Consider the following 19887-nt stretch of genomic DNA (forward strand, 5'->3'; position numbering starts at 1 on the left):
CGATATGTTAAAACAAGAAACTATTCAAATTATTAAGGCAACAGTCCCTGTATTAGAAGTTCATGGTGTAGAGATTACAAAGACGTTTTACAAAAATATGTTTCAAGCTCATCCGGAATTATTGAATATTTTTAACCACACTAACCAAGAAAAAGGTCGTCAGCAAACAGCATTAGCAAACACAGTTTATGCTGCGGCAGTTCATATTGAAAATTTAGAAGCTATTTTACCAGCGGTCATGCTTATTGCGCATAAACATCGTAGTTTAGGTATTTTACCTGAGCATTATCCAATTGTTGGTGAAAACTTACTAAAAGCGATTAAGGAAGTACTTGGCGACGCTGCGACAGACGATATTATTAATGCATGGGCTGAGGCATATGGCGTTATTGCAGATATTTTCATTCAAGTAGAAGAAGAGTTATACCAAAAAGCTGAAAATAATGGTGGATGGCGTCTATTTAGACCATTAAAAGTGGCGAAAAAAGTGGTAGAAAGCGACTTAGTTACATCTGTTTATTTTGTTAATGAAGATGGCTCCTCATTACCAGCTTACGAGCCAGGACAATACATTAGTATTCGCGTGAAAGTTCCTGGAGAAGAGTATTTAATGAATCGTCAATATACACTTTCACAAGCAAGCGCAGAAGATGGTTACCGCATTTCAGTGAAACGTGAAAGTGATCATACGCCAAACGGTAAAGTGTCAAACTTTATTCATGATGACTTACAAGTTGGAGATTTAGTAGACGTAAGTGTGCCAGCAGGATTATTCGTTTTAGAAGAAACGACTGCTCCTATTACATTTGTTAGTGGTGGTATAGGTGTAACACCATTAAACAGTATGCTACAATCTCTAAAAGAAGATGCAACGAATAAAGTTAACTTTATTCAGTGCGCACGCAATGAAAAAGTTGTAGCGTTTAGCGATGATATTCAAGGAAAAGTAAATGCGTTACCTAATGCATCGTATACGGCTCTATATTCTGATGAAGACAAGCAAATTACAAAAGAATTATTAGCAGAAAGAGTAGCTGATAACGCTGATGTTTATGTATGTGGACCTGTAGGCTTTATGGAAGCCGTTATTAAAAATTTACAAGAAATTGGCGTGAAAGACGAGAAAATTCATTATGAATTCTTCGGACCAGCCATGCAATTAGCAAAATAAAATCGTAGAAATACCTGTTATGAGTTACAGCTCATAGCAGGTTTTTTTGTATAAGACAATATAGATAAAGACTCTCAAGAAAAAGAGTTGAAGCTTTCATGTTGACAATATACCTATTGGGGTATAATATGAATCACGTAAGCAAGTTGAATCTATCGTTTTGAAAGGGGGCTGGAACTGAATGGCTTATGACTCTAAAACAGCTAATCGAGTGAAACGGATGGAAGGTCAATTACGCGGGATTTTACGCATGATGGAGGAGGGTCAAAACTGTAAGGATGTGATTACACAGCTATCTGCCGTGCGTTCAGCAGTTGATCGGACGATAGGAGTTATTGTTAGTGAAAATTTATTAGATTGTGTCACTACTGCTGAAGGCAATGCGGAAAAAATGAATTCAGCCATCCGAGAAGCAATGGATTTAGTGGTGAAAAGCAGATAGTTTTTATATACCCTTTATCGTATAAAAAGGAGCGGTGATAAATTGGAAACGTGGATCATTATTGCGATTATCGCAGCGTTTTTCATTTGGCGAATGAAACCAACAAAGGGCGTTCAATCGATCTCTACAGCCCAATTAAAAAATATGCTGAGTGATAAGGATAAGATATTTATCGATGTACGCACGCCAGCTGAATTTAAGGGGCGCCATATTTCGCAGTTTAAAAATATGCCTCTCGGGTCAAGTTTTGACAAACTACCGAAGGATAAAGAAGTGGTAGTGATTTGCCAAAGTGGTATGCGTAGTAGTCAGGCATGTAAGCAATTGAAAAAGCAAGGCTTTGAGCGTATTACAAATGTTCGTGGTGGAATGAGTGTCTATTAGGAGGAAAGAAAATGAAGGAAATTACAGCAAAACAAGTAGAACAAGCAATCATGCAGGGTGAAACACCGAACCTGATTGATGTTAGAGAGGTAGATGAAGTAGCGACTGGTCATATTCCCGGTATTATTCATATTCCACTTGGTTTATTAGAGTTCCGCGTACAGGATTTGAATAAGGATGAACCATATATTATCGTTTGCCGATCTGGTGCTCGTAGTAGCCGTGCTACCGAGATATTAGAAAGTAAAGGCTTTAATGTTTCGAATATGGTTGGTGGAATGTTGTCCTGGGAGGGCGAAGTACAATAGTAGCATATAGCTATATTTTTTTGTTAAAAATAATACCCTAATAGGTATATGGAGGTTGGAATAAGGATGAAGGCAGATTTTCAGCTAGATGCCAAGGGCCTTTCTTGTCCGTTGCCCATTGTGAAAACAAAAAAAGCAATGGCCGATCTAGAAGATGGTCAAATTTTAGAAGTGTTTGCGACAGATAAAGGATCAAAAGCTGATATTGCAGCATGGGCAGAAACTGTAGGGCACCAATATATTGGCACTTTAGAAAATGAAGGCGTGCTCAAGCATTATATTCGCAAATGTACAAACGATCAAATAGAAGAAATTTCGTTTGACCCAACGATTGATCTAGAGCAAATTAACAATCGTGATGGATTAATTCTTGATGTACGTGAGGAAGCGGAGTTTGCCTTTGGGCATATTGAGGGCGCTAAATCTATCCCGATGGGTGAATTGGAAGCACGCCTCTCGGAGCTCGACAAAGAGCAAGAAATTTATGTTATTTGTCGTACTGGAAAGCGTAGTGATATGGCTGCGCAGAAGCTAGCTTCACATGGTTTTATAAAGGTCTTTAATGTTTTACCAGGAATGACATCTTGGAAAGGCACATTAACAAAAAACATTTAATAGGAGGAATTTTTTATGTCAAACAAGGTAGCAATTATTGCAAGTAACGGTGGTTTATTTGATGCATATAAGGTGTTTAATATCGCAACAGCGGCTGCAGCTTCTGAGAAGGAGGTAGCGATCTTCTTCACATTTGAAGGATTGAATCTCATTCATAAGCAAGGGATGCGTGCATTACCAATGCCTGCAGGGGCAGAGCATTACGCAGAAGGGTTTGCGAAAGCGAATGTTCCTGCCATTCCTCAACTAGTGGACATAGCCCAAGAATTAGGTGTCAAATTTATTGCTTGTCAAATGACGATGGATGTAATGGGTTTATCGACAGATGATTTTATTGATGGTATTGAAGTGGGTGGAGCTGTTACTTTCCTTGAATTTGCAAAAGATGCAGCACCTTCACTAACTTTCTAAAGAGTTTTGTGCAAGGAAGGCGGAGGGGCTAAAGGCTCTCCACTTTAAAAAACTTCGAAATTATACCTATGGGGGTTATATATATGCCAATGCAGAAATGGAACGCTTCACAAATTGCTAAAAAGGTCATTAACAATGAAGAGTTGTTTATTTTAGATGTTCGTAATGCAGATGCGTTTGAAGACTGGAAAATTGACGGTCACCGATTTGAGTATTTAAATGTACCATATTTTGAATTGTTAGATGGGGTTGAGGAGATCTTGCCGCAAATCCCCTCCAATAAAGAGATTCTAGTCGTTTGTGCTAAAGAAGGATCCTCATTGATGGTTGCTGAAATGTTGTCAGAAGCTGGTCGAGATGTTGCCTATTTAGCGGGCGGTATGAAATCTTGGAGCGAATATTTAGAGCCTATTAAAATTGGTGATTTAACGGGTGGAGGAGAGCTTTATCAATTTGTCCGTTTAGGGAAGGGCTGTCTTTCTTATATGGTGATATCTGAAGGAGAGGCAGCTATCGTTGATGCTGTTCGCTTTACAGATGTATTTATCAATTTCGCCGAACAGAAGAATGTGAAGATTACACATGTTTTTGATACACATTTACATGCCGATCATATTTCAGGTGGACGCCATATAGCTGAGTTAACTGGTGCGGTCTATTACTTGCCACCGAAAGATGCAGAAGAGGTTGTCTTTTCATATAGACCGTTAGTGGATGGAGTGACTGTTCAAATTGGATCATCAAAAATAGAGGTAGGAGCTATCTACTCACCAGGTCATACAATTGGCTCTACATCATTTGTTGTCGATGGCCAATATTTGTTAACAGGGGATATACTATTTGTTGATTCTATTGGACGTCCTGATTTAGCTGGCCTTGCTGAGGACTGGGTAGGAGATTTACGAGATACGCTTTACAAGCGTTATCGAGAATTGTCCGGTGAGCTTATCGTGTTACCAGCTCACTTTATGATCATTGATGAACTTAATGAAGATGGGACAGTAGCGAAACGACTAGGGGATTTATTTTTACAAAATCATGGTTTGAATATTCATGATGAAGTAGAATTTAAGCGTGTCGTGACAGATCAATTGCCACCACAACCTAATGCCTACCAAGAAATTCGTCAGGTAAATATGGGGAAAATAAACCCTTCGCCAGATGAACAAACGGAGATGGAAATCGGCCCAAATCGCTGTGCTGTTCGATAAAATTTATTAAAGTACAAAGGACACGTCTCTGTACTATAAATGTGGATCGTCCAGAAATTGAAGGTGCTCATCCTTCATGAATGTAAAATAATAAGAAGAACAGGCAAATCGCTTACAATCTTTGCCGTGTTGAAGGGGATCAATATGAAATCAAATTTACAATTAGATGCAACAGGTCTTTCGTGTCCCATGCCTATTGTGAAAACAAAAAAGGCGATAGACACATTAACTATAGGAGAAATTTTAGAAGTTAAGGTGACAGATAAAGGGGCTTTAGCGGATATTCCTGCTTGGGCAAAAGCTGGAGGTCATCATATCGTAGATCAATCCGAAGAAGCTGGTGTCATCACGTTTTTAATTCAGAAAGCTTAAGGCTAATGGAGGGTTGTCTATTAAATAGAACAACCCTTCTTTCACTTTTCGGAAAGAAGGAAGAATGCATGGATATTACATGGATATTAACGATCTTTTTAATTGGCTTTCTCGGTTCGTTTGTATCAGGGATGTTAGGTATCGGTGGCGCAATTATTAATTACCCAATGCTACTGTATATTCCACCATTATTAGGATTTATGGCATTTTCGGCTCATGAAGTATCCGGAATTATTGCCATACAAGTATTTTTTGCATCCCTTGCGGGTGTATGGGTATACCGCAAGGGTGGACTTTTAAATAAATCACTTATTATCTATATGGGTGGTGCTATATTAACAGGAAGTTTTGTTGGTAGTTTTGGTTCCAAATTTTTATCCGAGTCAGGCATCAATATCGTTTATGGTGTGCTAGCCTTAATAGCGGCAGTCATGATGTTTATTCCAAAAAAACAAATTGATGATCAACCGTTGCAGGATGTCACATTTAATAAAACATGGGCAATTTTATTGGCCTTAGTTGTTGGGGTTGGATCAGGTATTGTGGGAGCAGGTGGTGGATTCTTATTAGTCCCTATTATGTTAGTGGTTTTAGGGATTCCTACGCGTATGACCATTGCTACTAGCTTAGCAATTACATTTATCTCCTCCATAGGGGGAATGGTTGGGAAATTAATGACCGGACAAGTTGAATATTTCCCCTCGCTCATTATGATTATTACTAGTCTTATAGCGGCCCCGCTTGGTGCGAGAGCTGGGAAAAAATTAAATACCAAAAGCTTGCAAGGCATTTTGGCAATACTTATATTGGCGACTGCCATCAAAATTTGGATAGATATTATTGGGGGGATCTAACCATGAAGATTGAAGTATTTACGGATTTTACTTGTCCGTTTTGTTATATTGCCAAGCGAGAATTGGAACGTGCGATTAAGACAAGCGGCTATACGGGACAAGTAGAAATTGAATACAAGGCTTATCAAATAGGTCCGGAAACGCCTAAAGTAAATGCACCGAATTTTTTAGACACTTTGGCTATGAAGTATAACGCAACACCTGAAGAAGTACATGGCATGACAGAGAATATGGCATCAAGAGCTGCAGAAGTTGGGTTGACTTATAATTTTGAAATGATGACAACAGCTCACACAGAAAAAGCTCATCGATTAGCAAAATGGACACAGCAATTTGGCCAAGCATCTGCATATACGGAAGCACTGATGGCTGGTTATTTTATGGCTGGTGAAGATGTGAATGATGATTCCTTTTTATTAAAGGTGATTGCACAATTAGGTTTAGATATAGAGGAGGCGCAGGACATTCTAGCTACTAAGGTCTTTCTTGAGGCTTTAGATCAGGATCGATATGATGCACAGCAACTTGGTATACAAAGTGTGCCATTCTTTGTGTTTGAAAATCGTTATGGCATTAAAGGGGCAGAGCCAAATGAAGTCTTTGTGCGAACATTACATCAAACTGCAAAAATAGTGGGGATTCAGCCAACGATTCAATTAATGGGAAATGGTGAGGATACGTGTACGGATGGTGCATGTAACTTGTAAACCGATGGATAAGTGTCGAGTACTTAAAGTACTCGGCACTTTTTTGATTCATCCCCATACTGCAAGAGGTATTAAGTCGTGATTTCGGTGTTGTAGTACAATAATTTATGTATAATATATCCATTTTTATCATCTGAATGGTTCTATTTTATAGTGGTGTGAGAAAAATCACATCCAATAAAATGTTATGTTGCTAAAATATAAGTGAGTATACAAAGGGGGGTATTATAGATGAAACCTATAGTAGCAGGAGTAGCAGGGACAGTACTGTTAGTAGGCACAATTTTTGTAGCAACCATTATTAGTGACAAAATTACAGTTGATTCGATTGTGGAGGAGAATGAAACGACAGTGCAGACGCAATTACCAACGACAGCAGCTGCTCAGTCAGTTGTCTATGCTCCACCAAGTATTGACGAAGTGCCAGATGGACCAATGAAAGAAGCGATTTTAAACGGCTATGAGCTTGTTAATAACACACATGTTGCGGCGGACGAATATGTAGGGAACCAATTATCATGCACAAGCTGCCATGCTGGTGCTGGCTATGACGAGCAAGCATCATCATTAGTAGGAGTAATGGCTAATTATCCACAATATATTGGACGCTCGGGTGGTGTAGTTACAATAGAAGAGCGTATTAACGGCTGTATGGTTCGTAGTATGAATGGTAAAAAATTCGAAATGAATAGTGATGAGCTAGAGGCCATGGTCGCTTATTTTGCATATATTTCTGAAGGTGTTCCAATTGGGGCAAAACGTGAATGGGCAGGTACTAGTGATATGAAAAATGTACCGACTCCGAATGTTGACAATGGTGAGGAGCTTTATGGTCAGTCCTGTATAGCTTGTCATGCAGCTGACGGCTCTGGGACTGGTGCCAATACTGGTCCAGCATTATGGGGTGATAATTCCTTTAATGATGGAGCAGGTATGGCGCGTATGTCAAAAATGGCTGGCTATATTCAAAATAATATGCCAGTAGGTGCAGCAGGGACTTTAACAGATCAAGAAGCGGCTGATTTAGCAGCGTTTATTTTATCGCAAGATCGTCCTGAATGGCCAAATCATGATAAAGATTGGCCAAAAGGCGGAAAACCAAATGATATTATGACTAAAGAAAAACGTGAACAAGTTAAAAATGGTACGATTGATTGGGAAAAGGTACTATCTACAAACTAATGAAAAGGGATGCTGTTTTATGGGCATCCCTTTTCAATTACTTAAAATTATAAGCAGTGACAATTTTATCTCTGTTTGTTGTGACATCTGTAAAATATTCGTATAGGCTAATACCCAGGAATGACCCGCTTACGTTAAAGACGTTAGAATAACCGCTATTTTGAAGGGCCATAACAGCATTATAGCTACGCTGACCGGATCGGCAATGTACATACACTGGTTGATCCTTAGGTACCTCATGCATTCTTTCTCGAAGTTCACTTAGAGGGATATTGTGTGCATGAAGGAGATGACCAGATTCAAATTCATTCTTTTCGCGTACGTCTAAGAAGTAGGCTTCATTTTCAATGAGTGTTCTCACTTCATCAACTTTTATTTGTTTGTAGTGTCCATGTAATTGATTTTGAGCTACAAGAGCTGCTAAATTGACAATATCACGGGCAGTGCTAAACATTGGGGAGTAGGATAGCTCCAGCTCCTTCAAATCTTCTAAAGTACCACCCATTGTGATGAGGGTAGCTATTACATCAATTCGTTTATCTGCATTGCCTTTACCTATAGCTTGGGCTCCGAGGATTTTACCGGTTGGTGTTTCATAAACGAGCTTAAAATGAAGCGGATTACTATTCGGCATTAAGCCTACTTTATCAGGAGCTATTAGATAAACGCTTTTCGCCTGAAAGCCATTTGCTAGAGCTGTTTTTTCGTTCAAACCCGTTGAAGCACAGGCAAGGTCGAAGATTTGTACACTTGAAGATCCGATAACCCCTTTATTGTGATGAGGGATGTTATACATATGATTAGCTGCAGCACGAGCTTGTCGCTGAGTGGGCCCGGCTAAAGCAAGTCGTGTCTGTTTATGGCTAAGCTGATGGAATACTTCAATCGCATCTCCCACTGCATATATGGAAGGATCTGATGTCACGTAATTAGCATCAACCTGAATGCCTCCGAGTGCACCGATAGTTAGCCCGGCTTCTTTGGCTAAGTGGATTTCAGGACGAACGCCAATCGCTAATACGACGGCTTGTGCTGTCAATTGTTTGCCAGAATTTAACGTCACATCACTTGGAGTAACCCTTGCGAGACCATCATTGACAATAACTTGAACCCCCTTATCGGTCATCTCCTTTTGCAATATTTGAGCCATATCATAATCAAAAGGGGCCATAATTTGTTGACCGAATTCAACTAAAGAGACATTATAGCCCGCTAGCTTCAAATTTTCCGCTACCTCTACACCAATGAAGCCTCCACCGATCACAGCAATATCCTGTACATGATCCGTTTGTAGGTATTGATTTAAACGGTTAATATCTACCACGTTTCTAATGGTAAAGACATGGTTTGAACGGATACCCTCTAGGTCAGGGACGATAGGACTTGCTCCTGGTGATAGAACTAATGTATCGAAACTTTCCTCATAATCTCTACCCGTTATTAAATTCTTAATGGTAATGGTTTTTTGTTCTCGGTTAATGCGTACAACTTCTTGCTGTACACGAGCCTCTATATTGTATTTTGTTTGAAAGGATTGAGGTGTCATTAAGATCAATTTGTCACTATTTTCAACAATCCCGCTTAAATGGAAGGGGAGAGAACAGTTGGAGAATGAAACATTTGGTCCTTTTTCAAACATAATAATTTCTGCCTTTTCATCGAGACGACGAATGCGGGCAGCAGTGGATGCTCCACCTGCAACGCCACCAACAATTAAAAATTTTTTACTCAATTGTCAACACTCCTTTTGCTTAATACATATAAGGGTATAAAAAAGCTTTTAAATATAGTTTTTTGTTATTGAAATCAATAAATAATGTAGTATGAGTACTACAAATTAAATAATATACCCTAAAGGGTATATTATCAAGGTGAAAGACTTCATTAATTTTCTAAGGTGTTCCTTGTGAAAGAAAGTTAATGTATAAATTTGCTATACTAACAGTAGTAGGAAATGGAAATGACAATGGAGGTGACACTGTTGATTTTTTTGAAATTTTTGATGCAAATCATTATAGTATCGGGTTTGATTTATATTGTGAGTGGACGATTAATAGGCTCTAATATTAATTTTGTACGAAGAGTGCTTTCAGTCGTCATTAGTGTGACATTAACCTCTTTTGTTTACTGGTACTCTTATTTACGTCATACAGATTTTTTGTCAGAAACCATGATGCAAACTGTTACAGAGGTCAGCACATTAATTTGGATAGGGAGTATGCTACTCATTTCTATGTTGCTGTATTTGGTTTTTGAGCTCTTTGATCCAAGTGGCATTACAACTGGAGATCGTCGAAATGGTCAAAAATCTTTGCTCTTACGACTGCGGAGCTATTGGCGACAGCAGAAACGATTGCGACAAGTTTTAAAAATTGCAGTTACAAATGGTGTCGTCCAAACGATTAAATATGCAAGGCAACGTGAAAACGAAAAAGAGTTGGCGATTGCATTGCGCGCAACATTAGAGCAATGTGGTGGGATTTTCATTAAATTTGGACAAGTACTGTCTACACGTAAAGAATTATTTTCACCCATCTTTATAGATGAGCTAGAGATGCTACAACATCGTGTAAAGCCTTTACCAGCAGAGCAAGTGACAAGTATTTTAGAGCGCTCACTTCCTCAATCAATGGATGAGTTATTTAGCCAATTTCAAATGGAGCCTATTGCAGCAGCCTCTATCGGTCAGGTGCACAAAGCACGGCTTAAAAATTATGAAGATGTTGTCGTCAAGCTTCTCCGTCCAGAAGTAAAAGGGATTATGCGCGATGATCTTGAAATTTTAGAGGAATTTGCAAATTGGCTTTCATCCAAATCTACTTGGGCAGAGTCACTAGGCTTTCGTGAGCTAGCTGGTGGATTCGCAGATGGGCTACGTGAAGAGATTCATTTAGATATTGAGGTACGTAATACGTTACAGGTTAAGAACGCATTATCGAAAAGTGATTATAAGGTTCGCATTCCAAAAATTTATACAGCTTACAGTAATGAAAATATTATAGTGATGGAATATATTCGTGGACAGAGTGTGGCAGATGGGGGATCAGAATTCAATCGTCTGTCCATTGATCGCAGACAATTTGCTAGAACAGTATTATATTCTTTTTTTGAACAGATGCTTTTTTCAGGTATTTTTCATGCTGATCCTCATCCAGGAAATATTCACATTGATGAGAAGGATGGTACACCCGTATTGCTCGATTTTGGAGCAGTTGGAAGATTGGGGGCCACACAACAAGAGGGCTTAAAGCTATTTTTAATGGGTATTCAGCTCAATGACTCCAGTGTCTTGTACGATGGCTTAACACTATTAGTGGAAAATGCCGATCATGCGGAACGTGCAAGAATGGAACAAGCAATCGATCAAATTTTACTAAAAATCTCGTATGTTGACCGCATACCAACAGAAGAATTAATACATGCTTTATTTACAGTGGTGCGGGATTTTGGGCTAGCCTTTTACCCAGCGGTAGGTTTAGCACTCCGCTCTTTGGTGATATTAGATGGAACATTAAGGGTAATTGATTCACGTTTTGATATTTTTACAGAAGCTAAGGATTTCTCTGCTACATATATGCGTGCTTCTTTCCTAAAACCATTTAAAGAACCAATGGCTACAAAAGAACGGCTGCAAGAGGAATTATCGATGCTGATACCAACTTTGCGTAAAATGCCAAGAAGAGTGGATCAACTAATTCAGCGTGTAGAGAGTGGAAAAATTATTTTACATCACGATATATTCTCTGATGAGCATAATGCCCGATTCATTACCAACTTGTTTTCCCGATTCGTACTGCTTTTAGTAGGGATTACATTTGGAATTATATCTGTGGCTCTTTTAGCAATCTCACAATTTATCCATGATTCTTATGCAGTATATTTAAACACAGCTGCTTATTTAGGTTTATTTTTATGTGCAATTTTGTTAGTAAGGTTATCGATACAGGCATTGCGTTCCATGAAGCAGTAGGTAGGGATTATTCCCCTACCTCTTTTTTTTTGAAACATTTCCAAGTAATATTACAAAAACATTACAAAGTAGGTCGTGTGACTATTGTCGAATTAGCTAATAACAGACTTGTGTAGAATATATAAGTGTATTGTAGAATAATCGGTATTTTACGCGAATGTTACAGAAATGTTTCGAGTTTTACTAATGTATTAAATAGATAGGAAATAGTATAAAAGTTATGCTGAAAATGCTAAACTTTAAAAGGCTAAAACAAATATATAAGAACAATTGATTAAATATAGGATCGTTCAACAGATTACATAGAGTATTCAGAGCGAAATTGATAAATGAAGGGAATTGAAGGTACGTGGGTAAGCGCAATAAATGGCGTAAGTCGATGGTGCTCGCTTTAGCACTAGCAGGCGGCTTATTATTTAATACAATTCAACCAACAGAAGTACATGCTGAAGAAACTTCTCAACAAATGATTGAGAAAAAGGCTGAAATAGATGCACAAGTTAAAAAATTACAAGAAGAACTAACGAATTTACAAAAAGAGATCGACGAAAAAGTAAAAGTTTTTAAACAAGTACAAGAGGAAATTAAAGAAGTAGATGCTAGTATTGTTGAAACAAAAAAACGTATTGAGCAACGTTCTAAAATCTTAAGTGAACGTATGGCTGCATACCAAGCACAAGACAACACAGTGGGTGTTTATTTAAATGTAGTTCTTGAAGCAAAAAGCTTTGCTGATTTAATGGACCGTGTCGTAGCGGTTAAAACATTAATGGATGCTGACCAAGAATTAGTGGATCAACAAGAAGCTGACAAAGCGAGCTTAGAGCAACAAAAAGCCATTCTAGATGAAAAACAAAAAGAGCTTCAAAAGCAATTCCAAGAGCTTCAACAAAAGGAAAGCGAAATGGAAGTGAAAAAGGCTGAAAATGAAGCAAAATCATTAGCCCTAAAAGCTCAAATTGCTACAAAACAGGAAGAAGAACGTTTAGAAGCTGAACGTAAGGCAGCTGAAGAAGAAGCGGCTCGTTTACGTGCTCTTCAAGCAGCAACGCCAGTAGTACAAGCTACTCAAAATAACGGTGATGGTCAACAACCACAAAAAATTATCGTTGGTTCAGGCGCTGGTACTGCCTCTTCAGGTGATGCTATTTCTACAGCAAAACAATTCCTTGGTCGTCCATATGTTTGGGGTGGTAGTAACCCAACTTCTGGATTTGACTGCTCAGGTCTTGTACAATGGTCTTACAAACAAGCAGGCGTTTCTTTACCACGTACTGCATCACAACAATATTTAGCAACACAACGTATTTCTGCTGGGGAAGCACGCGTTGGTGACTTAGTATTCTTTAGCTATGGCTCAGGTGTAGCGCACGTAGGTATCTACTTAGGTAATAACACAATGATTGATGCTCAAAATAATGGTGTTGTCATTGAATCACTTGATTGGTGGAATCAATATTTAGTAGGCTTTGGTCGAATTCAATAAGCCTCTATAGTATATAGACGATTAACATGATAAAAAGGTCATCTTTGTAAGGGAAAAATACAAAGATGACCTTTTTTTATTGGTATCAAATTTTGAAGTTTACTTTTATGATGCCTGTTTCCTTTAAGGCGATAAAGAAAATAATGACAAATGGCCCGACAAGTAAACCGATAATTCCAAATAACTGTAGTCCAATAAACATGGCAATTAATGTAGGTAAAGTTGATAACCCAATATGGTCTCCCATTAGTTTAGGCTCGACTACACGACGAATAATGAGTAAAATAGCAGCTAAGATGAATAATTTTACAGCAATAGATGTGTTTCCCATTAAAAGGTGATAAAGCCCCCATGGTGCTAAAATAATAATGGAGCCTAAAAAAGGGACAATATCTATTAGCCAAATAATAATGGTCATGGTTATGGCATATTTCGGCTGGATTAATAAAAGTCCAATAAGTGTAACGCCTCCGATAATGAAGCTTACAAATAAATGTGCTTTCATATAGCCGAATGTCGCATCCTTTAAACGGTTTAAAATAATTTTTATTTTCTTTGCTGTATTAGGCTTTAAATACTTATAAGTAATGCGCTTCAATTTCGGCAGATCTAGCATAAATAGGAATAGGGCAATCATATAGACGAGAAGACTGATAAATAGACTTGGAATCTCTGAAAAGAAGGCCGAAACTTTGCTATAATTAAAGAAGCTTAAAAACGTTTCTTCAATTTTCTTTATGAAATCCATTGTGGTTTTTTGAAGCGAAGTACTTACTTCAGGTGGAAAGTCTTCCGTGTATTTAGAAATATTTTCTTGCATATGAAGCCACATATCTGATAGCTTGGAAATATAATAGGGAGCTTGCTTAGACAATAAAATTATTTGCGTCATGATCTGCGTAATTGAAATATAGCAAATAATAGAAATGATAATGACACTCACTATGTATATAAAGGCAACTGCAATTTTTCGAGACATTTTCCAGCGCCTTTTAAAGAACATGACGATTGGTTCAAGGAAAAATGCGCTGATAGCTGCTAATATTAACGGCATAGATACCGGAATAATAAAGTAAGCGGCTATAATTAGGGACAGAATCACTAGCAATCGAAAAATCAATTTCCTAGCATTAAATTTATTCATAAACTCACCTTCTTTGCGAAAAAAATTAAGTTAAGTGTAACATAAATCAAGTTTTATGACGTTCTGAAACAATAAAGGTAGGGATAAATTATGGAAAAAGAGATTTTGCAACTTTTTAGTAATCTAACAGAGCGTGATCGAGATATTCAATATGAATCTTACGAGGAACTGATGAAAATTATGCAGGAGCCCGTAGATTGGACATATGCAGTGTGGGAACAGCTTGTACAAGCACTTACATATAAAAATGGGCATGCACGTGCACTTGCCGCACAAATTTTATGTGCTTTAGCTGCAAAAAGTGATCCCGAAGAAAGAGTATTAGAAGATTTTTTAAAGATTTGGGCAGTGACTTATGATGAAAAGCCCGTCACGGCAAGGCATACATTACAGGCTATTTGGAAAATTGGTTTAGCAGGCCAAGTACAAAGCGATTTAGTCGTATCTTATTTAGCCAAGAGATTTCAAACTTGTTTAGATGAAAAGCATCCTACTCTCATTCGCTATGATATTATTGTATCTTTAAAAAAATTATATGATCAAACGAGTGATCCTAAATTATTAGACATAGCACATCGCTTAATCAATGAAGAGCAAAATGTTAAATATAAAAAGAAATATAAGTCAGCCATCCGTTCTTAGTAACGAGATGGTGTTTTTTGTGCAAACCTTTGGTAATGAGGAGATTAGTCAACTATAATATATGAAAAAAACAAAAGGGGTTAGGGAATGAGCATTTATAATTATTTAGTACGAAAGCCGAATGGTGAAATTTTATCAATGGAAACTTTTCGAGGAAAAACAATGCTAATTGTTAACACGGCCAATCAATGCCGATTTACATATCAATTTGAAGACTTACAAAAAATGTACGATAAATATGGCAAAAATAATTTTGTCGTTCTAGGATTTCCTTGTGATCAGTTTGGCCATCAAAATCCTGAAGATGGAGAGGAAACTGCGCATCTTTGTAAGGTCAACTATGGAGTTACGTTTCCCATTTTTGAGCTAGTCCAAGTAAATGGTGAGACGACACATCCTTTATTTAATTATTTAAAACATGAAGTCGATTTTCGTGAATTTGGAAAAGCAAGCATGCAGGAGAAAATGCTTGCTGAGGCAATTGTTCAACTTGCTCCAAGCTTTTTAGATGGTCGTAATATTCGCTGGAATTTTACTAAATTCCTAGTAGATGCAAGCGGAAAAACCATAGCTCGCTTTGAGCCTACAGACTCACAGCTTGATATTGAGCAAGCAATTGAAAAAGTATTGTAGTAGAGTGATTTTATGGGAATTGAAATACGTCTAAAACGGCTATCATTTTTGTACGCAACTATTTTTTCCTATCAATCTATGATAAACTGCTTTACAAGTGAATTATTCTTGCAGAATAAAGGTGCTAGCTAGCATAATCGGGAATTCGGTATAAGCCGAAGCTGTTTCCGCAACTGTAAGTACAGCTATTATAAAGATGAACCACTGTTTCATAGGAAATGGGAAGGTTCTTTATAGCTCTTATAAATTTTATAGGAGCGTTGTACAAGCCAGGAGACCGACCTTTATTTGAACGTATAACAACTCTTCGGAAGCTAGGAGGATATACGGCAAATACATAGGCAGTGTCGTGTTTCTATGACAATCATTATGTTATTTTCGTCGTTCCTTTGCGTGAGGAGCGACGTTTTTTTATGTTCTATAAAAGTGAGGATTTTCATTAAGAAAAAGGGGGACAGCAGGTTGAAAAAAGATGCACGTTATTCTTGTTATCCTTTTATGCGAGAGAAGGCTTCAACTGTCGATTTTGAGATTCGCACAGATAGTTTAACAACGCATTTAGGGGTTGCGCTAGCTATAGTAAAGAAAGAGGATGTACAAGTTGTTGCAGATGATTTAATGCAGATTTTACCTATGGCTTATCATGTGAATGGCTCGGTTCGTGGGAAGCTAGCAGTTACAGATGAGGATCTATCCTGGTTAAGTGAGCGCTATGATTTTTATGTAAGTCATGTGAAGGAAGAGATTCAAAGTTTTGTTTTACCTCAAGGAACAGAGGCTGCTGCTGCTTTACATCTTTGTCGTAGTGAGGCGAAAAAATCATATCGAACTTTACACAAGGTTTCGGAAGAACGAGAGATACCGACTATTCTCTTCGATTATTTAGGCTTATTAGCCAATGTATGTTTTGTAATGGCTGTCTATACGAATCAACAAGCTGGAATAGCTGAAATTCCGTTTATGAGTAAATCATATCCAATGAAAAAGAAAAAGGTGAATAATAATGAAGAAACTATTTAATTTACAATGGCTATCGGTTTTATTGCTAGCGCTCGTTTTAGCAGGTTGTGGAACTGCGGAAGATACAAAAAATAAAAATGGTTCTCAAGATGAACAAAAGATTGAGCAAACAAGTTACAAAGTAACCGATGATCGTGGCGTAGAAATAGAGTTTAAGGAAGTGCCAAAAACAGTTGTGTCCTTACAACCAAGTAACACAGAAATTCTATTTGCATTAGGGGTTGGCGATAAAATTGTAGGTGCCACTGAATATGATACATATCCAGAAGCCGCCCAAAAAATCGAACGTGTTTCTGATACTGTGAATTATAACAGTGAGCGAATTTTAGCGTTAAAGCCAGATGTTGTTATTGCGTATACGATTGGTGAGAAGGATGCACTTAAGCCACTCGAGGATGCAGGAATTAAAGTATTTGTTATTCAATCAGCGGCTACATTTGATGATGTATATGGAGATATCGAACAAATTGCAGCTGTTATGGATGTTAAGGATAAAGGCAAGGCATTAAACGAGGAAATTAAAGCAAAAATCGCTGATGTGCAAACAAAGGTTAAGGAAGTAAAAACACCAAAAAATGTTTATTTAGAAATTAGTCCGAAGCCAGAAATATATACAGCAGGCTCTAGCACTTTCCAACAAGAAATATTAAATGCGGCAAATGTAAAGAATGTGTTTGCAGATTTAGATGGCTGGAAGCAAGTATCTGAGGAAGATGTAATTGCGAGAAATCCAGACGTCATTTTAACAACAGTCAACTATACAGAAAATCCAATTGGAGAAATCCTTGCTCGTGATGGGTGGAATACGGTAACAGCTATTCAAAACAAGGCAGTTCAGTCCCTTGACACAGATATCTCAAATCGTCCAGGTCCACGTATCGGTGAAGCAGTTGAGCTTGTTGTTAAAGCTGTGTATCCAGAGTTATATAAATAAGATCGTAGAAAATGCTAGTTGTTTATTACAGCTAGCATTTTTTATTTTATTACCTAGTGTGAAAATTGGTATTCATGTAGTTTGTTCGATAGAATAAAGGTAAGAACGCTTATTAATATAGGGAGGTGTAGTTCAGTGAAGCAAGTACAAAAAAATATTCCGTTTGAGGCCGTTTATAATTTCCGAGATATGGGGGGATATCAAACGAGAGATGGGCGTGTTATAAGAAATGGCTTATTTTATCGCTCTGCCGCACTTGGTAAAATGACATCGACAGATAAAGAATTATTTGAAACATTAGGTATTAAAACAATTTTTGATTATCGTGACACAAATGAAGTACAACATAATCCTAATCCTGTGTTTCCACAAACTCGATATATTCAAATCCCTGCGAAGGGAAAGCATGCATTTGAAATGCCAACCAATACAGGTGGTAGAGAATTTTATAAAGTAGTTAACGCTGATATGTTCAAGGAATTTTATGCACAAATGCCTTTTCATAATCCCTCTTTTAAAGAATTAATGACGACTATACAAGACCCTGATAATTTAGGGCTAGTCCATCATTGCGCAGTTGGAAAAGACCGAACAGGAATTGGCGGAGCTCTTATTTTATTGGCTTTAGACGTACCTGAAGAGACCATTATGGAAGATTATTTAAATACGAATATTCATTTGCGTCCCATGGTAGAAAGAATGGCTCAAACGATCCAGCACCAGTATAATGAACAAGAATTACAGCAATTTTATGCATTAATGTCCGCTCGTGAGGATTATTTACAGGCAGCGTTGGATGCTATGGATCATCGTTACGGCTCAAAGACAGCTTTTTTGGAGCAGGAGTTTGGTCTAACGGCTGATAAGCGTGAGCAATTACAGTCATATTGCTTAATCTAAATAAAATCCCTTTCACAAATTAGTGAGAGGGATTTTTTATGTGGAAGCGTTGTCTTCCTATAAATCTCTTTACAGTCTGAAAATTTATGATAAGATACAATAGATTTTTAAGAAAAGTATAGGAGAAGTGAAGGTATTGGCAGACACAATAAAAGAAGCAAATAAGTTAAGTCTATTCCATTTAACATGGCCTATCTTTTTAGAAGTATTTTTATTTATGTTGATGGGACTAGCCGATACTTTTATGCTTAGTGCGCTATCAGATAATGCTGTGTCAGGAGTAGGTGCAGCCAATCAATATATTCATATCGCTATTTTAATTCTTGAGGTAGTCGGCAACGGTGCGTCCATTGTTGTATCACAATATTTAGGTTCGAAACGTTTTTTTGAAGCGGCTAAAATATCGGCTCTAGCAGTCACAATGAATTTGGCAGTTGGACTTATAATGAGTGTTCTATTTTTCTTCTTTGCTAGTCATTTAATGTCGATGATGAACTTGCAAGGTGAGGTACTTCATTATGCTCAAAGTTATTTAGTGATTATAGGGAGTTTTATTTTCCTTCAAGCAATCATTAATGCCCTTGCTGCAATTATTCGTGTTCATGGTTGGACGAAACAGACGATGTATGTATCACTTGGCATGAATGTACTGCATGTTGTACTTAATTACGGCCTGATCTTTGGGAATTTTGGTTTACCAGAGCTTGGTGTAAAAGGTGCAGCTATCTCTTCAGTGATTAGTAGAGGATTAGCGATGATCGTGTTTTTCTGGTTGCTTTATCAAGTGATGGAGGTACGAGTAAAGCTACACTACTACTTTGAGTATTCCAAGGAATATGTAAGAAAAATTTTAAACATTGGTTTACCGTCTGCCTTTGAGCAGGTTCTTTACCAGTTTTGCCAGATCATATTTTTATATTATGCCACATATTTAGGGGCAGAAACTTTGGCGGCAAGACAATATGCTATGAACATATCTATGTTTACCTATTTATTCGCTATTGCGATTGGGACAGGAACAGCCATCATTATCGGTAGGCATGTAGGTGCTGGAGAAAAGGATGAGGCTTATCATCAGCTGTGGACAAGTGTTCGAGCAGCATTTATTTTTACCATTATTATGGTTGGTGTAGTGACCATTTTCCGCAAGCAGCTGATGCATGTTTTTACAGATAACCCTGAGGTGATGGCTATCGGAGCATCTGTCTTGGCATTAAGTATAGTGCTAGAAACTGGTCGGACGATGAATATAGTCGTCATTAACTCTTTACGTGCCTCGGGAGACGCAAGGTTTCCTGTTAAAATCGGTTTTCTATCAATGGTTTGTATGAGCCTCCCGTTAGGTTACTTTTTTGTATTCGTCCTCGATTGGGGCTTAGTAGGTATTTGGTTAGCTATATCTGCAGATGAATGGGTAAGGGCAATTATCGTATACTTTAGATGGAAAAGCCGAAAATGGGAGCGTTTTGCCCTCGTTTCACCGAATGAATAGAAGGAGGAA

General features: G+C 37.8%; 21 protein-coding genes and 1 riboswitch. Of the genes, 19 read left to right on the forward strand and 2 right to left on the reverse strand.

The features are described from left to right. The first annotated feature begins 4 nt into the window (after positions 1 to 4). The 11 genes from hmpA to PI85_RS02655 all read left to right on the forward strand — a co-directional run bounded on the left by hmpA (position 5) and on the right by PI85_RS02655 (position 7657). Positions 5 to 1171, forward strand: coding sequence for an NO-inducible flavohemoprotein (gene hmpA / locus PI85_RS02605; protein ID WP_036121267.1), 1167 nt, complete (start codon positions 5 to 7; stop codon positions 1169 to 1171). A gap of 181 nt (positions 1172 to 1352) precedes the next feature. Beyond that, entirely contained in the window at positions 1353 to 1613 is a 261-nt protein-coding gene (locus tag PI85_RS02610) for a metal-sensitive transcriptional regulator (protein WP_008175248.1), read from the forward strand. A 42-nt stretch (positions 1614 to 1655) separates the two neighbouring features. Then, positions 1656 to 1997 (forward strand): rhodanese-like domain-containing protein, encoded by a 342-nt coding sequence (locus PI85_RS02615; protein ID WP_036121264.1) that lies wholly within the window; start codon positions 1656 to 1658, stop codon positions 1995 to 1997. A gap of 11 nt (positions 1998 to 2008) precedes the next feature. Further along, a complete protein-coding gene (locus PI85_RS02620; RefSeq protein WP_036121262.1) occupies positions 2009 to 2305 on the forward strand; it encodes a rhodanese-like domain-containing protein in 297 nt (98 codons plus the stop codon). 66 nt (positions 2306 to 2371) lie between these two features. Next, a complete protein-coding gene (locus PI85_RS02625) occupies positions 2372 to 2920 on the forward strand; it encodes a sulfurtransferase TusA family protein (RefSeq protein ID WP_036121258.1) in 549 nt (182 codons plus the stop codon). Between the two features lie 15 nt (positions 2921 to 2935). Further along, positions 2936 to 3331: a DsrE/DsrF/DrsH-like family protein gene (locus tag PI85_RS02630; protein ID WP_036121255.1), complete on the forward strand. Its 396-nt coding sequence runs from the start codon at positions 2936 to 2938 to the stop codon at positions 3329 to 3331. A gap of 83 nt (positions 3332 to 3414) precedes the next feature. Further along, on the forward strand, positions 3415 to 4542 hold the full coding sequence (locus PI85_RS02635) for an MBL fold metallo-hydrolase (RefSeq protein WP_036121253.1): 1128 nt from the start codon (positions 3415 to 3417) through the stop codon (positions 4540 to 4542). Between the two features lie 144 nt (positions 4543 to 4686). Then, entirely contained in the window at positions 4687 to 4914 is a 228-nt protein-coding gene (locus PI85_RS02640) for a sulfurtransferase TusA family protein (protein ID WP_036121249.1), read from the forward strand. 68 nt (positions 4915 to 4982) lie between these two features. Next, on the forward strand, positions 4983 to 5768 hold the full coding sequence (locus tag PI85_RS02645) for a sulfite exporter TauE/SafE family protein (protein WP_036121246.1): 786 nt from the start codon (positions 4983 to 4985) through the stop codon (positions 5766 to 5768). Between the two features lie 2 nt (positions 5769 to 5770). Further along, positions 5771 to 6475 (forward strand): DsbA family protein, encoded by a 705-nt coding sequence (locus PI85_RS02650; RefSeq protein ID WP_036121243.1) that lies wholly within the window; start codon positions 5771 to 5773, stop codon positions 6473 to 6475. Between the two features lie 231 nt (positions 6476 to 6706). Further along, complete coding sequence (locus PI85_RS02655) at positions 6707 to 7657, forward strand: c-type cytochrome (RefSeq protein WP_036121240.1); 951 nt, start codon at positions 6707 to 6709, stop codon at positions 7655 to 7657. A gap of 37 nt (positions 7658 to 7694) precedes the next feature. On the opposite strand, the gene PI85_RS02660 is transcribed toward PI85_RS02655, so the two are convergent. Next, a complete protein-coding gene (locus PI85_RS02660) occupies positions 7695 to 9389 on the reverse strand; it encodes an FAD-dependent oxidoreductase (protein ID WP_036121237.1) in 1695 nt (564 codons plus the stop codon). A 249-nt stretch (positions 9390 to 9638) separates the two neighbouring features. Between PI85_RS02660 and PI85_RS02665 the strand changes: the two genes are divergently transcribed. Both PI85_RS02665 and PI85_RS02670 read left to right on the forward strand, forming a co-directional pair. Further along, positions 9639 to 11627, forward strand: coding sequence for an AarF/ABC1/UbiB kinase family protein (locus tag PI85_RS02665; RefSeq protein WP_036121235.1), 1989 nt, complete (start codon positions 9639 to 9641; stop codon positions 11625 to 11627). 349 nt (positions 11628 to 11976) lie between these two features. Continuing rightward, positions 11977 to 13113 carry a C40 family peptidase gene (locus tag PI85_RS02670; protein ID WP_036121232.1) on the forward strand — a complete coding sequence of 379 codons (1137 nt, stop codon included), beginning with the start codon at positions 11977 to 11979 and terminating at the stop codon, positions 13111 to 13113. A gap of 85 nt (positions 13114 to 13198) precedes the next feature. Here PI85_RS02670 and ytvI read toward each other — a convergent pair whose 3' ends face one another. Further along, positions 13199 to 14257 (reverse strand): sporulation integral membrane protein YtvI, encoded by a 1059-nt coding sequence (gene ytvI, locus PI85_RS02675; RefSeq protein ID WP_036121229.1) that lies wholly within the window; start codon positions 14255 to 14257, stop codon positions 13199 to 13201. A 90-nt stretch (positions 14258 to 14347) separates the two neighbouring features. On the opposite strand from ytvI, the gene PI85_RS02680 reads away from it, so the two are divergent. From PI85_RS02680 to PI85_RS02705, 6 genes are all read left to right on the forward strand, one after another. Further along, positions 14348 to 14899, forward strand: a complete 552-nt coding sequence (locus PI85_RS02680) for a hypothetical protein (RefSeq protein WP_008175231.1) — start codon at positions 14348 to 14350, stop codon at positions 14897 to 14899. 87 nt (positions 14900 to 14986) lie between these two features. Then, positions 14987 to 15532 carry a glutathione peroxidase gene (locus tag PI85_RS02685; protein WP_036121225.1) on the forward strand — a complete coding sequence of 182 codons (546 nt, stop codon included), beginning with the start codon at positions 14987 to 14989 and terminating at the stop codon, positions 15530 to 15532. Positions 15533 to 15634: 102 nt separating this feature from the next. Then, positions 15635 to 15833, forward strand: a riboswitch (cobalamin riboswitch). A 161-nt stretch (positions 15834 to 15994) separates the two neighbouring features. Next, on the forward strand, positions 15995 to 16552 hold the full coding sequence (locus PI85_RS02690; RefSeq protein WP_036121223.1) for a hypothetical protein: 558 nt from the start codon (positions 15995 to 15997) through the stop codon (positions 16550 to 16552). After that, on the forward strand, positions 16536 to 17486 hold the full coding sequence (locus tag PI85_RS02695) for an ABC transporter substrate-binding protein (protein WP_036121220.1): 951 nt from the start codon (positions 16536 to 16538) through the stop codon (positions 17484 to 17486). Before PI85_RS02690 ends, PI85_RS02695 begins: the two co-directional genes overlap by 17 nt. Positions 17487 to 17621: 135 nt before the next feature. Then, positions 17622 to 18386, forward strand: coding sequence for a tyrosine-protein phosphatase (locus tag PI85_RS02700; RefSeq protein ID WP_036121218.1), 765 nt, complete (start codon positions 17622 to 17624; stop codon positions 18384 to 18386). Between the two features lie 136 nt (positions 18387 to 18522). Continuing rightward, on the forward strand, positions 18523 to 19878 hold the full coding sequence (locus tag PI85_RS02705) for an MATE family efflux transporter (protein ID WP_036121215.1): 1356 nt from the start codon (positions 18523 to 18525) through the stop codon (positions 19876 to 19878). Positions 19879 to 19887 lie beyond the last annotated feature (9 nt).

The organism is Lysinibacillus sp. A1, assembly GCF_000801965.1.
Classification (GTDB): domain Bacteria; phylum Bacillota; class Bacilli; order Bacillales_A; family Planococcaceae; genus Lysinibacillus; species Lysinibacillus fusiformis.

Bases quoted from the DNA above. Each gene is read 5' to 3' on its own strand.
- PI85_RS02685 (WP_036121225.1), top strand. From the start codon at position 14,987: ATGAGCATTTATAATTATTTAGTACGAAAGCCGAATGGTGAAATTTTA.
- PI85_RS02655 (WP_036121240.1), top strand. From the start codon at position 6,707: ATGAAACCTATAGTAGCAGGAGTAGCAGGGACAGTACTGTTAGTAGGC.
- ytvI (WP_036121229.1), bottom strand. From the start codon at position 14,257: ATGAATAAATTTAATGCTAGGAAATTGATTTTTCGATTGCTAGTGATT.
- PI85_RS02625 (WP_036121258.1), top strand. From the start codon at position 2,372: ATGAAGGCAGATTTTCAGCTAGATGCCAAGGGCCTTTCTTGTCCGTTG.
- PI85_RS02680 (WP_008175231.1), top strand. From the start codon at position 14,348: ATGGAAAAAGAGATTTTGCAACTTTTTAGTAATCTAACAGAGCGTGAT.
- PI85_RS02635 (WP_036121253.1), top strand. From the start codon at position 3,415: ATGCCAATGCAGAAATGGAACGCTTCACAAATTGCTAAAAAGGTCATT.
- PI85_RS02650 (WP_036121243.1), top strand. From the start codon at position 5,771: ATGAAGATTGAAGTATTTACGGATTTTACTTGTCCGTTTTGTTATATT.
- PI85_RS02630 (WP_036121255.1), top strand. From the start codon at position 2,936: ATGTCAAACAAGGTAGCAATTATTGCAAGTAACGGTGGTTTATTTGAT.
- PI85_RS02620 (WP_036121262.1), top strand. From the start codon at position 2,009: ATGAAGGAAATTACAGCAAAACAAGTAGAACAAGCAATCATGCAGGGT.
- PI85_RS02645 (WP_036121246.1), top strand. From the start codon at position 4,983: ATGGATATTACATGGATATTAACGATCTTTTTAATTGGCTTTCTCGGT.
- PI85_RS02610 (WP_008175248.1), top strand. From the start codon at position 1,353: ATGGCTTATGACTCTAAAACAGCTAATCGAGTGAAACGGATGGAAGGT.
- PI85_RS02640 (WP_036121249.1), top strand. From the start codon at position 4,687: ATGAAATCAAATTTACAATTAGATGCAACAGGTCTTTCGTGTCCCATG.
- PI85_RS02695 (WP_036121220.1), top strand. From the start codon at position 16,536: ATGAAGAAACTATTTAATTTACAATGGCTATCGGTTTTATTGCTAGCG.
- hmpA (WP_036121267.1), top strand. From the start codon at position 5: ATGTTAAAACAAGAAACTATTCAAATTATTAAGGCAACAGTCCCTGTA.